Here is a 15009-nt window from a genome sequence, read left to right as displayed (position 1 = left end):
ACTCAAAGTGTTGTTCATCAGCCAGATGAATCCTCTCAGGCTCGGGTTTTGGGGATTCATAAGGGTAGCTGAACGCTAAACTAGTCCATACATAATAAAACACGGTATGTTTTACATCGTTTTCACCTTTAATAGGGCTTCACGAAGCGTCACATTTGTTTAAGCTTTTTTATTGGATAAATTTTGATAATCAACGCGCCTGTAACGAAAAATTCTCATCCGCCCCTCATCCGGACAAAGTGCCTGATCACAAGACGGTGCATCCGCTGATTTTTGGGATAGCCATGAACTTACCGATGAATTGCTTGAAAGCGCCCGTCCGTTAGATGACTCTGAAATGCCACCCAAAACGAACAGAAGCAAAATCCATTACGATCAGAATGGACCAGGATCCACTTGAGCGCTTGCAGACCCTAGCCGATAAGAAACAGAAAGGCTATCAAACTTTATTAAAACAGTTTGTTATTGAACGCTTATACGAAGAGGAAAAATGGGATCGTCAATCCTGAACGTTTTCAACGGGGCAAAAAATACGGGATCTAAAAATTGGGCTGGGACGACTTGATTACATTCTGGTATAATGGCTAATAGAATCCATTCTCTTGAGGAGTGTTTCTGATGACAACAAAAGCGTTATTATCCAGTGAATGGTCCTATCTTCCATTTCCGATGCTTCTTGTGAACGATCGCGGAGAAGTGATCGCACGCAATGAGCGGGCAAATGAAGATTTTCATCGTTGCATAAAGGAAGGCGAGCATCACTTTGCATGCAACGTTGATGGTCAGGATTATCTAGTGGAAAAATATGAACACTCCCATATGAACAATTATTTTTTTTATTTTTTCTATCCGAGAAGTAAAGGGGCTGCTCCCCAAAAATATGAAGAGATGGAAAGAGAATTAAATAGTTTGCTGGAAAGCGCGTATGATGCGATTTACATTACAGACGCCGAAGGAACAACGTTGAAAACCAATCCGGCTATTGAACGGATTACTAAAATTCCGAGAGACTATTACATTGGAAAAAATGTAAACCAGCTCGTTCAGCGGGGCATATTGGAAGAATCCGTCACCTTTAGAGTGGTGGAAGAAAAGAAACCGGTGACCGTTTACCAGCGGGGTCAAGGGGATATTGAAGTGATGCTCACCGGAAGCCCCATTTTTAATAAAGATGGCGAAGTGGAAAAAGTCATCACAAACATTCGTGATTTGACAGATTTAAAACAGTTACGCGATGAAAATCAAAAAATGAAGGAACTGAACTCTTTTTATAAAGCTGAACTTAATAAAATGCAGGAAAATCCTGATGTGACGACGGATATTGTCTGCGAGAGCGCGGAAATGAAAAATATTTTTTTCACGGGGGAACGAGTGGCGAATATCGATGCCACTATCCTCGTTCTCGGAGAAACCGGTGTCGGGAAAGATGTTTTCGCTAAAAATGTGCATGAGCATAGTCTACGTTCGGAACAAGGAGAATTTATAAAAATCAACTGCGGTGCAATCCCGCCGACACTCTTGGAATCCGAGTTGTTCGGCTATGAAGCGGGCGCATTTTCCGGTGCACAAAAAACGGGTAAAGCCGGGATGTTCGAACTGGCAGATCACGGCACGTTATTTCTCGATGAGATTGGTGAACTCCCTTTGGAGCTGCAAGTTAAGTTATTAAGGGTATTGCAAGAAGGTGAGCTCAGAAGGGTTGGAAGCACGAACACGACGCGGATCGACGTCAGGGTGATTGCCGCGACGAACCGTGATCTAAAGAAAATGGTGAAAGAAGGAACCTTCCGGGAAGATCTCTACTATCGCATTAATGTCATTCCGATTCACATTCCGCCACTACGAGAGCGACGCGAAGACATTTTGGCCCTCATCTATTTTTACCTCAACCATTATAATGAAAAATATGATGTCACTAAAAAGTTTTCGGAGTCGGCATTAAATTTTTTCTATCAGTTTGATTGGCACGGGAATGTAAGGGAATTGGCCAACTTGGTGGAACGGCTCGTTGTCACCATACCAACCAATATGATTGATATCAGCGATATCCCTGTCGATATTAGGGAGGAAACAGGCGATGACGGTCTACCCCAAGAGATTACGACACTGCAGGAAGCAACGGAACATTCGGAGAGGGCGCTTTTGGCAAAAGCCCTGAAACTTTATGAAAATACGTATAAAATCGCTGACGCATTAGGAACGAGTCAAGCGACGATTGTAAGGAAATTGAAGAAGTATGAGATGACGTAGGCAGAAGAAAAAATTCAGTGACGAAAAGAAGTGCCGATCGAATGGCACTTTTTTTGTTAGGAACTTGGAAGTAGACACAGAACTATTGTTCGTGTATAATAAAATTTAACGGGAATTTACATTTGGAACTTACTTTAACAAGGTGATGGGAGGGGGAAATATAGCGTACATCGTATCACTTTTTTGAATATGTATATTGTACGTGATATAATTATTATGCCAACTATACATTACGTGAAAGACGAAAATGGGCAGGCACCGGTTTTTGATCTCATTTACGAAATTGCATTGAGAGGAATGGAAGATAAAGGGTATGCCAACTTGGCAAAGTACATTGCACAAGCGTTGGATTACCTTGAAGACGTAGGTGTCCCGGAGAAAAAATTCTTACCCTTTTATACAGAGCGGGACAATGGCAGACCGCTTACATTTGCCACAATCCTGAAAGAACTTACGCATCATTCACCTCTGTTGGAATTTCGAGTCAACTGGCGAGGAACGGGATATTTTAGAGCAATTTTCTTTTGTGTAGAGGATGAAAGCGAGCAAATCCTACTCGAGTTTCGCACCCCAAATAACAAGGGATTCAGCGTGTATATTGCTGCCTAAGGCCCTTGTATGACAGTGTTTTCATCGAAATTCCATTTTCGCTCTTTAAGCGACATTATCGCCGTCAAATAGCTGATGGTCCAAAAATGAGTCTTCAAAAAGGGTTTTGATGTATTGGTATTCCTCAGACGTCTTAAAGGCATGAATATCGACCGCTCCTGATTCTGAGATGGTTGCGATAATCACGTCCAGGAGCTCATCAAACATTTCCCATAACCGTTGTGCCATATTTTTCTCCACCATGTCGTCTTTCATCTCTTCAAATAATCCTCCCAAGGTTTCGTAATCGTTGACTCGTCGGAAATAAGACAAAAAGGCATACAGGATGTAGGTGGTTGTTACATGGGCGATTTGCGCGTCGAAATCTTGGGATTGGCATTTCCCCAGACGAAGGTGCTGTTTCGTCTCTCTGAAAAAAACTTCGATCGTCCAACGAACCGAATAAATGTCCATGGTTTCAATGAATGATAAGCTGATATCTGTAGAGAGATACAGTCGCCACTCTTTTTGGTACGGAAAGCGGCAAAAAAACAATTTGACGGTTTCATCGATCCCGGGATAGTAGACGGTGACTTCATAATAACGCGTATTGCGTTTGCGGCAACGTTTTTCTTTTCCTTCGCTTTTCAGGGTTTTCAGCAGTTCCTTCGCATGCATGTCTTTCCCTTGGTAACGGTACTTTCTCCAGTCCTTGCGGACAGCACAAATGACGTGTATCGCTCCATCTTTGACCCCTCTACACGTGCGGATAAAGTCCTTGCTGGCAAACCAACTGTCTACGAGAACATACTTGGCTTTGAAACCGTGCTTCACCGCTCTTTTGAGCATACGTATCGCATTCCTTCTTGCGCTTGGCACCGTTTGAGCGAGGATCACGCTTCTTTTGATATTGCTCTTTCCGCTGTTTCTTGTATAGCTTCTTTTCAGAATGAAGACTGAAATCAAGCGGGTTAAAGCTTTTCCCATCAAAGAGTCCCATGGTGAGATTTTTGAACCCGAGCGTTGCTTTGGATTTCTTGCGTCCGGCCACATGGTCGTGGACGTAAGAAACCTCTTCAATCCGGCGGCCAACACGCTCGTCCATCGTATCATCAAAGATAAAAGCCGACTTATCGTCCACGTCCTGATCAGGGTTAACCAAAGATTGAAACTGCTTAGACACATGAAGAAGCAAGTTGCGCCAAGGCATCCGGGCGTTGTTTTTCAAGCGATAAATCGTATCCTTTTGCATTTTGGTGACCTGTTTGTATCCACTTTTGTAGAAGGCATTGACGCTGTTCAAAAGCATCAGTGGAAACACCAATAGTAAGCATTCCTGTTAGGTGAAATTTTGAGCTTTGAACACAAAAGAGCCCCCTTGGTATAGTACGGAGTGTTCGATGATTACTCATCGACCTCTAAATTGATAACTACCAAGGAGGACTCACCATGAATTATACACAAAATGAAAAGCTCGCTCAAATCACCCCGGAGACGCTCATCATTGGCGTCGACATCGCCAAGAACAAGCATGTCGCTCGTGCCATTGATGATCGCGGCTTCGAGTTTGGGAAACGCATCAATTTCACCAACGATCTTGAAGGTTTTGAGACGTTTCTACGATGGGCTGAAGATCATCAGGATAACCATCAAAAAACGCACATGGTGGTAGGTATGGAGCCCACCGGGCACTACTTTTTGAGCTTGGCGTATTATCTTGAATCGTGCGGTCATCACCTGGTGTTGGTCAATCCCATGCACGTCAAACGGCTCAAAGAAATCGATGATCACTCGCCAAGCAAAAACGACACTAAAGATGCGATGGTGATCGCTAAACAGGTGAAAGACGGGCGATACTCTCACCCCAACCTTCTTGAAGGCATTTACGCTGAATTGAGAGAAGGCATCAAATTAAGAGATCAGCTCGTGCAGTTGAAAAACCAGGCGGATGGCCGTGTTCAAAATTGGCTGAACCGTTACTTCCCGGAGTTTGAGCAGGTGTTTAAGCAATGGAATGGAGAGAGTGCCTTGGCCACTTTGCGGGTTTTTCCTCTCCCCCAAGCCATTGCGGGGATGACATCGGAAGCTATCGTGGACGTATGGAAAGCCCATACGAAGCGACACGCAGGGTTCGCTCGAGCCCAAAAGCTTCATGAAGCTGCTGAGAAGAGTGTAGGCATCACCGAAGGGCTCCGCTTTGCCAAACAAGAACTTGACGCGTTACTGGCTCAGTATGACCTATATGCCCGGCAACTCGAGGAATTGGAAGCCCAATTGACGGACCAGCTTGAGCATCTCCCTGGCGCCGAACAAATGAGGGACATCAAAGGCTTAGGCGACATGACCATTGCCGCTTTCTTTGCCGAGGTCGGGGATATTCACCAGTATCGTCATCCGAAGCAGCTGATCAGTCTGGCCGGTCTTGATTTAAAAGAAAATAGCTCAGGGGTTCACAAGGGCCAAACCACTATTAGTAAACGAGGACGGAGACGATTACGCCACATTCTATTTTTAGCGATTCGTCCCCTCGTTAACCATAATGACACGTTTCGCGCCCTGCATCATGAACTCACGCAGCGTTCCGACCGACCGCTGAAAAAAATGCAATCACTGATCGCTCTGTGTGGAAAACTTTTGAAAGTCTTGTTTGTGATGGGTCAGCGAGGATGTGCTTTTGACGGTGCTAAACTTCTACAAGACCGGAAGCGCGCTCAAGCGCAAACCACGTAAGTCAGGAATACAGTAACTCAGCCATCTCTTGTGAAACGGATACTTCTTGTCAATGGCATACAAACACCAACAGTGCCGAGGCGGCGTTTATTTCCTCCTTTCGGGCTTGGACCCAGTTAGAAAGCATAGCCGCCCCCACCACATGGATACGCCGGACGAAGGAATGTGTGGATCATCACCATCCAGGGATGTATGGGAGGTTAAGCGACCATGTATGAAGTGGGCGAATGCAAGCGCACGGTCATCCTAATTTTTTCCAACCCCTAGGGGTTGGATGAGAGGGATGGACCTCTGAGTGGAATATCATTCCTTCAATTGAAATATATTCATCGAATGAGTGGTGTACTCTGGTGCTAGTAAATCCTAAAGGCATGAAAATCTGAGAAATCAAGAGCATATGGAAGAATATTTAATTACAAAGAGGGAGGTGATGATATCTGCAACCGGATATCCTTGCTCTTTCTTGAATCCGACCTTGTGACAAAGGGAACGAAAGTTGAACGTTTTCATAACATCCCTTATAATTGAATCAATTGAAAAACTATGAGTTTGAATCACTTTTTCAATCTCTTTGGTTTTTCCCCGCATGATAACACGTCCTTTTGGCATGATTTGGATTGGTACCTTAATTATACCAAAAGCCCTGTGTTCATGCGGGTTTTTTACGTTTTTTCATCCATTTTCATGGTGTTTTTTTATTGATTTATCAGGGTGCGAAACTCGAGATCCTATATTTCACCCGTGCGATTCTAAAACAAGAGAAAAATCCACCTGAATTTGAACGGCTGATTCAAGAAAGTGAACAAATTGTCTTAATGTATACCCGAAACCGCGAAACATGAAAAGGAGAGGTTTTTGATGGTCAATCATCAAGAATCGAGCAGTTCCCATGAACAATTAAAAGATTTGCTGAAACAGGTACCGGGCGTGAAAGAGCACTTGGAAAGTTTTCCTGTTAAAATGGGAAAAAAGATCATGAAACGCCGCATTGATTTAGGGCTTACTCAACAGGATATCGTTCAATTGGTAGCTAAGCAAGCACGTAGTCAAGGCCAGAGACCGATTACACAAGCTACGATTTCCAAAATTGAGACTGGGCATAGTGGAATTAAAGGGGAAACGTATGATAAGGTGCTTCAAGTTCTGGACTATGATCCTTTGTCCGACGGTCCTTTTGACGACAACGAATTTGCTTCTATTCAATGATCTTTCCTCTCACTAAAACTTTCTATCAATTCGATGGGCACGGGAATATGGGAATTGACCAAGTCACGATCCCCGTCCAACATGATCGATATCGGGGATAGTATTTACATGAACTTTGGATATATCGAAAGGTCCTGTACAATTGTAAAGGGGGGATTCTCAATGGCAAAAAAGCTTGACGGCACTGAAGCTATACAAAATGTACTGAATGAAAATGAAGACACGATTATCGATATTAAAGGCAAACAGTTTTTGATTCATCCAATTGAAAAAAATGAAATACAAACAGAGATCGAGAATAATCCGGAATTGCAAAAAATGATCGAACGGGCAAATCAGGATATTGCCACAGGAAATGTGTTCACAACGGAGGAAATGCTTGAATCGATTAAACCTGGAGCTTTTACATGATTACCCAATATTTATGGCCATCGTGATCGAACCCTTAAAAATCCGAAAGTGACTTACAATTTTGAAACCGGTTTCGAAGTGAAGCCGGCTTTTTCGTCCAAGATACATTTATAAATCAAATCATACATAGATGATTTTCCCGGCGCATGAATCCTCCTTAAAACGCTCATAAAAAATGGCATGGATTTTGCATCTATTTAGAGATGAGAATTTTAAAGGGAGGAAAACCTCATGGATTTTAATATTAGCGAAGAAAATGAACAGATGCGCGTGATGGTGAAAAATTTTGTGGAAAACGAAGTGGAGCCGTACGCGCAGCAAATCGAAGAGGAAGATGAGATTCCTCAGCATCTTGTGGACCAAGCAAAGGAACTTGGGCTTTTTGGTTTAAGCATTCCGGAAGAATACGGAGGCATCGGTCTCGATACGGTAGGAAAGTGCATTGTGTATGAGCAGTTGGGCCGTACGCATAATGGCTATGTTTCTCTTATTGGTGCTCATACTGGCATCGGCAGTACCGGGCTCGTCAGATTGGCTTCGGAAGAGCTCAAACAAAAATATCTGCCGGACATGGCTGCTGGACGAAAAATTGGCTGTTTTGCCCTTTCCGAACCGGGAGCAGGATCGGACGCAACAAATCTTGGAACGACAGCGGAGAAAAAGGGAGACAACTGGATTGTAAACGGTACTAAGCATTTCATCACGAATGCGCCGATCGCCGATGTTTTCACCGTTTTTGCTCTTACCGATAAAGAAAAAGGGGCAAAAGGCGGCATCACGGCATTTTTGATCGAAAAGGATTTTCCGGGGATAAAGGTCGGTAAACCGGATAAGAAAATGGGACTTAAAGGTTCCCATACGAGTCAAGTCATCTTTGACAATTGTGAAGTCCCTGATGAAAATGTCATCGGTGAAGTCGGGATGGGCTATGTTTCCGCGCTTACCATTTTAGGGGAAGGACGCGTTGGACTGGCTGCCCGTTCCGTCGGATCATCGAAGAAGTTGATTGACCTTGCCATGGAGTACGCGGAAGAAAGAAAACAATTCGGAAAGCCGATCTCCAAACAGCAAGCGATCCAATGGATGCTCGCCGATATGGAAACGGAGACGGAAGCGGCCAAAACGATGACGTATCGGGCGGCATGGTTGATCGACCAGGGCGAAAAAGCGATTAAAGAAAGCTCGATGGCCAAGCTTTTTGCAACGGAGACCTATAATAAGGTGGCTGATAAAGCGGTACAAATTCATGGCGGGATGGGATACATGGCCGAGTACCCTGCGGAACGATTTTATCGTGATGCCAGAATCACGAAAATCTATGAAGGCACCAATGAGATTCAAAGACTCATTATCTCTAAAAATATGTTGAAAGGCTCGTGAGGGTATGGAACGTATATGGCTCGAAAATTATCCTGAAAATGCTCCGGCGGATATCGAGGTTCCGAATCTTTCTGTATATGATTTTTTGGAAAGAACAGCAGACGACTACGGTGACGTTCTCGCGGTCATCGATGGTGAGTTAAGCTACACGTATGAAGAACTGAGGGACGAAGTTCGGCGCTTCGCCTCTTCTCTCTCCGGGTTGGGCCTTCGAAAAGGCGACCGTGTCGCCTTAATGCTACCGAACGGCGTGGAATATATTGTGAGTTACTTTGCGATCCAGCGTCTCGGCGGTATCGTCGTCCAAGTGAACCCAATGTATCAAGCGGGGGAACTGGAGCATATATTCCGGCAAACAGAGCCGCTGATCTTCATCGGGGAAGCGAAACAAAAAGAAAAAGTGCAATCGGTCAAATCCCCGGCCTTCGGCATCTATCACGGTCACTTACAACTAGACGAAAATGAATATGATTTACATGACCTCTTTGATCAAGGCAATTCCGGCAGTATCCCAGAAACGGTGATAGATCCCGGGAACGATCCAGCGCTTATTCAGTTTACGGGTGGAACGACCGGCTCACCTAAGGGGGCGGTTCTTTCCCATTACAACCTGGTTGGGAATGTCTACCAAACGTTTGCATTCACGTCGGATACGCTGCAACGGCCGGGGGAAATTTTCCTGGGTGCTGCTCCTTTTTATCATGTGTTGGGAATGTCGAGTGTTATCAATCAAGGCGTTTTTGCTGCGGCAACGATTATTTGTATGAAAAAGTGGACGGTAGAAGAGGGCGTTGACATTATTGAGCGTTACCGGCCGACGTATTTTCCTGCTGTTCCAACGATGTACATTGGGTTGTTGCGCTACGCTGAGGACCATCCCATTTCCCTTGACTCCATCAAGGCAATGACAAGTGGCAGCGCCCCATTGCCTGTCGAAGTCATGCGAAAGGTTGAGGCGTTGACGGGCGGGGTGATTTCAGAGGCTTACGGATTGTCGGAAACGTCCCCGACGACCCATCGAAATCCGTTCAAAGGAAAACGAAAGACGGGAAGTATCGGTTTGCCGCTACCCAGCACGGAATGCAAAATCGTTGATATTGAAAGTGGAGATCCGCTTTCCGTCGGGGAATCAGGTGAATTATGGATTAAAGGACCGCAAGTCATGCTCGGGTATTGGGGACTTAAAGAAGAAACAGATGAGCAGTTGCAAGATGGCTGGTTCGCCACCGGCGATATTGCTGAAGTGGATAGCGAAGGGTATTTTTATATTGTCGGCCGGAAAAAAGAAATGGTGATTGGCAGCGGTTTTAATATTTATCCCAATGAGGTAGAAGGCATCATGTATGAGCATCCGAGCATCGAGGAGCTCGTGGTTTATGGTGTTCCTGACCCATACCGTGGAGAAACACTAAAAGCGTCCATCGTGTTGAAAGATAGGGAAACGCTTTCCGAAGCTGAATTAATTGCTTGGTGCAAAAAACGAATGGCGAGTTACAAGGTGCCAAAAATAATCGAATTTCGCGACTCGATCCCCAAGACGAGCGTTGGGAAAATATTGCGTCGGGAACTCGTGAAGGAAACGATGGATCACATGGAAAAGGAAAGGAGCCAGTAATGGTACAAACCCCCCGGAAAGTAGCTGTCATCGGCGGAAGTGCCGCGGGCTCACATATCGCTGCCGTTTGCGTGCTTGCCGGTTTTGATGTAAACGTTCAGGATATTCATGAAAAAACGTTTGAAAAAAACATGGAAGGGATTAGCAAACGATTACAGTACGAAGTTGGGAAAGATAAAATATCATGGAAAAAACTGGATGATTCTTTTGCCCATCTCTTTTTTGAACCTGAACTTGAAAGCGCTGTTAAGGATCGGGATTTCGTCATCGAGGCGATGACAGAGAATCTGGCAGCGAAAACAGATATGTTTAAAACCATCGATGCGTATGCCCCTGGGCACGCGATTTTCGCGACGAACAGTTCGACGCTCGTCAGTTCAAAGATCGCGGATGCCACCGGGCGGCCATCGCAAGTCTGCAATTTGTCTATTTTTAATCCGGCCGAGACTGTTCAGGGGCCGCATACTTCTGACGAGACGGCAGAAGCGGTGATGGACGTTGCGAGAAGGTTGAACAATACGTCGATCTTGTTGCAAGAAGACAATGACAGAATAATCGTTGAATCATAATGGAGAGAAAAAATGGACTTTGAATTCATTCAATTAAACGTCGAAGACCGATGGGCGACGATCACGATCAACCGGCCGGATGTGCGCAACGCATTGAACGCACAAGTGTTGGAAGAAATGGAAACTGCGCTCGATGACGTTGACAGGCGTGCCGACGTAGACGGTGTTATTTTTACAGGAGCAGGTGAGAAGGCTTTTGCAGCAGGGGCAGATATCACACAACTTCGGGAGAAGGAGGCACTCGATGCGCTCTCGCCCGGCATGCAAGCGGTGTACGACAAACTGGCAGACTTTGAAAAGCCGACAATTGCCATGATCAACGGGGTTGCGGCCGGGGGCGGCTGCGAGCTGGCTTTGGCGTGTGATATCCGCGTGGCGAGCACGAAAGCGAAGATCGGGCTCCCGGAATTGAATTTAGGGATTATTCCCGGGGCCGGCGGGACGCAGCGTTTAACCCGGCTTGTCGGCAAAGGAAAAGCGGTTGAAATGATTTTGCGGGGGAAATTGATCGCGGCTGATGAGGCTCATCAAATCGGACTCGTGAATGATGTGGCTGATCCGGAAGCGCTTGAGGAAAACGTGCGGGAAATCACAGCTGACATTTCCGCTAAAGGGCCGCTTGCCGTTCGCCTCGCGAAAATGGTCGTGACCCGGGGTGCGGATTCTAACCTTGAGAGCGCTCAGTTATTGGAAAAACTGGCACAGGCAGTCGCTTTCCAATCCGATGATAAATATGAAGGAACAAGTGCTTTTCTGGAGAAAAGAAAGGCAAATTTCCAAGGAAAATAGAAAGGGTGAATCCATTTGAAGGTTGAAAATAAAGAGATTGTCATTGCAAGCGCCGTGCGAACCGCTGTCGGGCGCGCTGGGGGGGCGCTCAGAAATGTAGACAGCGGTCACCTCGGCAGCACGGTGATTAAAGAAGCGGTTTCAAGAGCCGGGATTGAAAAAGCCGATGTGGATGAAGTTATCCTTGGGGAAGTTCGGCAAACGACTGCTTCATCAAATGTAGCCCGAGTTGCCGCCTTGCGGGCGGGGGTACCGGAGAGCAAACCGGCGTTTACCGTTAATCGCCTATGTGCGTCGAGTATGCAGGCCATTGGGTCCGGTGTCCAACAAATTTTGTTCGGACAGGCAGATGTCGTCGTTGCCGGCGGGACGGAAAACATGAGCCAAGCACCTATGTATTTGCGTAACACCCGCTATGGGGAAGGGGTACAGAAGCTTGTGGACTCCAACCTGGAAGCCGGGCAACAACCGATGGACATTTATGGGGACAAACTTGGGATGGGCGCGACTGCGGAAAATGTGGCGGATCGCTATGAAATTAGCCGTGAAGACCAAGACGCCTTTGCATTTGAAAGCCAGGAGAAGGCGAAGCGCGCGCTTGAAAACGAGACGTTTGCGGATGAAATTGTGCCTGTGGAAGTGAAAGAACGGAAGCGTTCGTTTACGTTTTCCGTCGATGAGCACCCTCGGGAGACGTCCACGGAGAAGCTCGCGTCTTTGAAACCGGCATTTAAAGCGGATGGATCGGTGACGGCAGGGAATGCTTGCGGGCGCAATGACGGCGCATCCGCTCTCGTGCTGATGACGAAAGAAAAGGCAGAGGCGCTCGGCGTGGCACCGATGGCGACGATTGTAGACTGGACGGCTGTAGGCGTTGACCCGGAAGTGATGGGCATCGGTCCCGTGCCGGCAGTTGAGCTGCTTTTGGAACGAACGGGAAAGCAAAAAGAAGACATCGGGGTATGGGAACTGAATGAAGCGTTTGCCTCCCAGTCATTGGCGGTCATCCGAGAACTTGGCCTTCCGGAGGTGGATGTCAATCGCAACGGCGGGGCGATTGCTTTGGGCCACCCGCTAGGAGCCACAGGCGCGCGGATTACCACCTCGCTTCTTTACGAAATGAAACGAAAAGATGAACGGTTTGGCATCGCGACCTTGTGCGTCGGCGGTGGTCAGGGCATGGCTTTAATGCTTGAAAGGGATAAGGGGTGAGTGTGTTGCAACAAATTAGTATCGTGGGAGCTGGTACGATGGGCAGAGGCATCGCTTATACGGCTGCTTTGAGCGGTTTCCGGGTGATATTGATGAAGCCAACCTTGAGCAGGGAAGGGGAGTGATTGGGAAATTATTGCAAAAAAGGCGCAGATAAAGGGTTTACCGATGGTGGTCAGGCAGAAGCGGCGAAGCAACAATTAAGCTATGAAAATAATCTGCGGGAAGCGGTCCGCAAGGCAGACGTCGTCATCGAAGCGGTGTTGGAAGAAATCCTGTTAAAAGTGGAGGCTTTCCGTCAGCTTGATGCGTATCGCCCGGATTATACCGTCTTGGCGACAAATACATCAACGCTCAGCCCGACCGAGATCGGCGCGGCGATGAATCGCCCTGAGAAAGTGATGGCCATGCATTTTTTCAATCCGGTTTACAAAATGAAGCTGATAGAGATGATCAAGGGATTGGATACTTCCGAAGAAACGGTACGGATTGTGCAGGATCTCGGGAAAAAAATGAACAAGGAAACGGTGGAAGTTGTATGAAACACTTGGCGAAAAATATCGGCCGTGCCCACTTCTTATTAAGTATGTGAAAGCCGGGAAATTAGGCCGTAAATCTGGAGAAGGGTTTTACAATTACCGCTAGGCGTGCGCGCCGGCGGTTTTTAACGCTCGAACGGAGGCGTACAATCGTGGGTTAGGACCCGAACAGCAAGGAAAATCGGGTTGGAGGGTGACTAATCGAGTCATTAGCACCCGAACAGCGATAAAAAACACGCACGAGGGGTCACCAATCATGCAATTAATACCCGAACAACCAGCGGAAAACGATTAAAGGGTTACTAATTGATTAATTAGCACCTGAACAGAGGAAAAAACACGCTCGAACGAGGGCGTACAATCGTGGGTTAGGACCCGAACAGCAGGGAAAATCGGATTGGAGGGTGACTAATCGAGTCATTAGCACCCGAACAGCGATAAAAAACACGCACGAGGGGCCACTAATCATGCAATTAACACCCGAACAACCAGCGGAAAACGATTAAAGGGTTACTAATTGAGTCATTAGCACCGGAACAGAGTCAAAACCCCCTCTCGAAGGGTCACTAACCATGCAATTAGCACCCGAACAGCCGTGAAAACCGGTTAAAAGGGTGACTAATCGAGTCATTAGCACCGGAACAAAGGCAAAACCCTCGCTCGAGGGGCCACTAATCATGTAATTAACACCCGAAGAACCAGCGGAAAACGATTAAAGGGTTACTAACCTGGTATCCGGTCGGCGGTAAAAACCAACACTGATCGTAACTAAACATAATATGAACCTTTCCCTTGACTAAGGTGTTTGAAATGTTTTGATAGAACTCTTCTTATTTTTTTCTTGGAACCATTGATCCCGCACCATTCACTAATCACGTTTGTGGTCATTTTTCTATCCGGGAATAGAAATTGATATTCCTTTGCGCTTCGTAGAATGGCTGTTTCGTTGTCTTCCTCGTGGCCGCAACCGGCACATATCCATTTTCTCTCATTGTCGGACATAAAAGCTGCGCATTTAGTGCAAGTCACTCCTTTTTTCAACTGTTGATAGTCGTAGTCCGGCCACCGAGTATGCGGCGAATCTTCCAAGTGCGAAGAAATTAATCGCTCGGCAAGTCTTTCATGTTTTTGCTCTATTTTAGAAGGTTTGCCGTTCAGTTTTTCTTTAAATCGATTGAGTTGGCCGGAAAAAATGATAGGAAGCTGTGGGGGAGCATTATACAAAATGAATTCAGGGTGGATAAAAACTAGTGAGGGCTCGATAGGAGCGTTTGTGCCAAGTTTTCGAAGCAATTGACGAAGGAGAAAGTCACTTCGCTGTAACTGAAGGAAGGGGCTCTTGATTTCAGCACCGGATATGAAGTGCCATTTTTCTCCATTAATATAATAATCACCGGTGTGATTTTTTACATTAAAGAGATAGATTTGCCAAGAAAAAATAAGAAGGGTATCAATTTGAAATAATTCCCCTTTATGTTCGAGCAACAAGCCTTTTATTAGAAGGTGATCGGTCGATAGATTTTGCTCGATCCAACGGTCAAATGTCATCTCACCTTCAAACCCTTTTTGAGCATTGGTGTATTGTCGTTTTTCTTCCGGGGAGAGATGCATTCGTCCTTCCAAAAGTCTGAAATATTTTAATTCAAGGGGTTCTTGTCGTTCCCTACGATTCATCGCTCATCTCCTTTCGATAGATTATTTTTATCATACGAAAAATAAT

General features: G+C 46.0%; 12 protein-coding genes and 2 pseudogenes. 12 read left to right on the top strand and 2 right to left on the bottom strand.

Going from position 1 to position 15009, the window contains the following annotated elements; all coding sequences use genetic code 11:
• Nucleotides 1–618: 618 nt before the first annotated feature.
• Together HUG15_RS13110 and HUG15_RS13105 are read left to right on the top strand one after the other, a co-directional pair.
• Nucleotides 619–2250 carry a sigma-54 interaction domain-containing protein gene (locus tag HUG15_RS13110; RefSeq protein WP_200123532.1) on the top strand — a complete coding sequence of 544 codons (1632 nt, stop codon included), beginning with the start codon at nucleotides 619–621 and terminating at the stop codon, nucleotides 2248–2250.
• A 216-nt stretch (nucleotides 2251–2466) separates the two neighbouring features.
• A complete protein-coding gene (locus tag HUG15_RS13105; protein WP_200123531.1) occupies nucleotides 2467–2859 on the top strand; it encodes a hypothetical protein in 393 nt (130 codons plus the stop codon).
• A gap of 45 nt (nucleotides 2860–2904) precedes the next feature.
• Here the strand turns inward: HUG15_RS13105 and HUG15_RS23675 are convergent.
• Nucleotides 2905–4168: pseudogene (locus HUG15_RS23675) on the bottom strand (IS4 family transposase); the annotation flags it as partial.
• A 119-nt stretch (nucleotides 4169–4287) separates the two neighbouring features.
• Between HUG15_RS23675 and HUG15_RS13095 the strand changes: the two are divergent.
• The 10 genes and pseudogenes from HUG15_RS13095 (at nucleotide 4288) to HUG15_RS23505 (ending at nucleotide 13395) form a co-directional block, all read left to right on the top strand.
• Complete coding sequence (locus HUG15_RS13095) at nucleotides 4288–5568, top strand: IS110 family RNA-guided transposase (RefSeq protein ID WP_200123530.1); 1281 nt, start codon at nucleotides 4288–4290, stop codon at nucleotides 5566–5568.
• Nucleotides 5569–6426: 858 nt separating this feature from the next.
• On the top strand, nucleotides 6427–6774 hold the full coding sequence (locus HUG15_RS13090; RefSeq protein ID WP_200123529.1) for a helix-turn-helix domain-containing protein: 348 nt from the start codon (nucleotides 6427–6429) through the stop codon (nucleotides 6772–6774).
• A gap of 162 nt (nucleotides 6775–6936) precedes the next feature.
• Entirely contained in the window at nucleotides 6937–7185 is a 249-nt protein-coding gene (locus HUG15_RS13085) for a hypothetical protein (protein WP_200123528.1), read from the top strand.
• A gap of 231 nt (nucleotides 7186–7416) precedes the next feature.
• A complete protein-coding gene (locus HUG15_RS13080; RefSeq protein WP_200123527.1) occupies nucleotides 7417–8565 on the top strand; it encodes an acyl-CoA dehydrogenase family protein in 1149 nt (382 codons plus the stop codon).
• A gap of 4 nt (nucleotides 8566–8569) precedes the next feature.
• Nucleotides 8570–10180: a long-chain-fatty-acid--CoA ligase gene (locus HUG15_RS13075; RefSeq protein WP_200123526.1), complete on the top strand. Its 1611-nt coding sequence runs from the start codon at nucleotides 8570–8572 to the stop codon at nucleotides 10178–10180.
• Nucleotides 10180–10749 (top strand): 3-hydroxyacyl-CoA dehydrogenase family protein, encoded by a 570-nt coding sequence (locus tag HUG15_RS13070; protein WP_200123525.1) that lies wholly within the window; start codon nucleotides 10180–10182, stop codon nucleotides 10747–10749. Before HUG15_RS13075 ends, HUG15_RS13070 begins: the two co-directional genes overlap by 1 nt.
• Nucleotides 10750–10761: 12 nt before the next feature.
• Nucleotides 10762–11538 carry an enoyl-CoA hydratase/isomerase family protein gene (locus HUG15_RS13065; protein WP_200123524.1) on the top strand — a complete coding sequence of 259 codons (777 nt, stop codon included), beginning with the start codon at nucleotides 10762–10764 and terminating at the stop codon, nucleotides 11536–11538.
• Between the two features lie 15 nt (nucleotides 11539–11553).
• Nucleotides 11554–12750 (top strand): thiolase family protein, encoded by a 1197-nt coding sequence (locus HUG15_RS13060; protein ID WP_200123523.1) that lies wholly within the window; start codon nucleotides 11554–11556, stop codon nucleotides 12748–12750.
• A 38-nt stretch (nucleotides 12751–12788) separates the two neighbouring features.
• A pseudogene (locus HUG15_RS13055) lies at nucleotides 12789–13292 on the top strand (3-hydroxyacyl-CoA dehydrogenase family protein).
• Entirely contained in the window at nucleotides 13285–13395 is a 111-nt protein-coding gene (locus tag HUG15_RS23505; protein ID WP_343073110.1) for a 3-hydroxyacyl-CoA dehydrogenase family protein, read from the top strand. Before HUG15_RS13055 ends, HUG15_RS23505 begins: the two are co-directional and overlap by 8 nt.
• Before the next feature lie 662 nt (nucleotides 13396–14057).
• On the opposite strand, the gene HUG15_RS13050 is transcribed toward HUG15_RS23505, so the two are convergent.
• Nucleotides 14058–14963: a nuclease-related domain-containing protein gene (locus tag HUG15_RS13050; protein ID WP_200123522.1), complete on the bottom strand. Its 906-nt coding sequence runs from the start codon at nucleotides 14961–14963 to the stop codon at nucleotides 14058–14060.
• Nucleotides 14964–15009 lie beyond the last annotated feature (46 nt).

Origin of the sequence: Salicibibacter cibarius (genome assembly GCF_016495725.1) — a bacterium.
Lineage (GTDB): Bacteria > Bacillota > Bacilli > Bacillales > Marinococcaceae > Salicibibacter > Salicibibacter cibarius.
Note: the sequence above shows the minus strand (reverse complement) of the source record. Positions and strands in the feature narration are given on the sequence as shown.

What these genes read in the sequence shown, in the direction of transcription:
- HUG15_RS13110 (WP_200123532.1), top strand. Translation starts at nt 619, where the DNA reads ATGACAACAAAAGCGTTATTATCCAGTGAATGGTCCTATCTTCCATTT.
- HUG15_RS13105 (WP_200123531.1), top strand. Translation starts at nt 2,467, where the DNA reads ATGCCAACTATACATTACGTGAAAGACGAAAATGGGCAGGCACCGGTT.
- HUG15_RS13095 (WP_200123530.1), top strand. Translation starts at nt 4,288, where the DNA reads ATGAATTATACACAAAATGAAAAGCTCGCTCAAATCACCCCGGAGACG.
- HUG15_RS13090 (WP_200123529.1), top strand. Translation starts at nt 6,427, where the DNA reads ATGGTCAATCATCAAGAATCGAGCAGTTCCCATGAACAATTAAAAGAT.
- HUG15_RS13085 (WP_200123528.1), top strand. Translation starts at nt 6,937, where the DNA reads ATGGCAAAAAAGCTTGACGGCACTGAAGCTATACAAAATGTACTGAAT.
- HUG15_RS13080 (WP_200123527.1), top strand. Translation starts at nt 7,417, where the DNA reads ATGGATTTTAATATTAGCGAAGAAAATGAACAGATGCGCGTGATGGTG.
- HUG15_RS13075 (WP_200123526.1), top strand. Translation starts at nt 8,570, where the DNA reads ATGGAACGTATATGGCTCGAAAATTATCCTGAAAATGCTCCGGCGGAT.
- HUG15_RS13070 (WP_200123525.1), top strand. Translation starts at nt 10,180, where the DNA reads ATGGTACAAACCCCCCGGAAAGTAGCTGTCATCGGCGGAAGTGCCGCG.
- HUG15_RS13065 (WP_200123524.1), top strand. Translation starts at nt 10,762, where the DNA reads ATGGACTTTGAATTCATTCAATTAAACGTCGAAGACCGATGGGCGACG.
- HUG15_RS13050 (WP_200123522.1), bottom strand. Translation starts at nt 14,963, where the DNA reads ATGAATCGTAGGGAACGACAAGAACCCCTTGAATTAAAATATTTCAGA.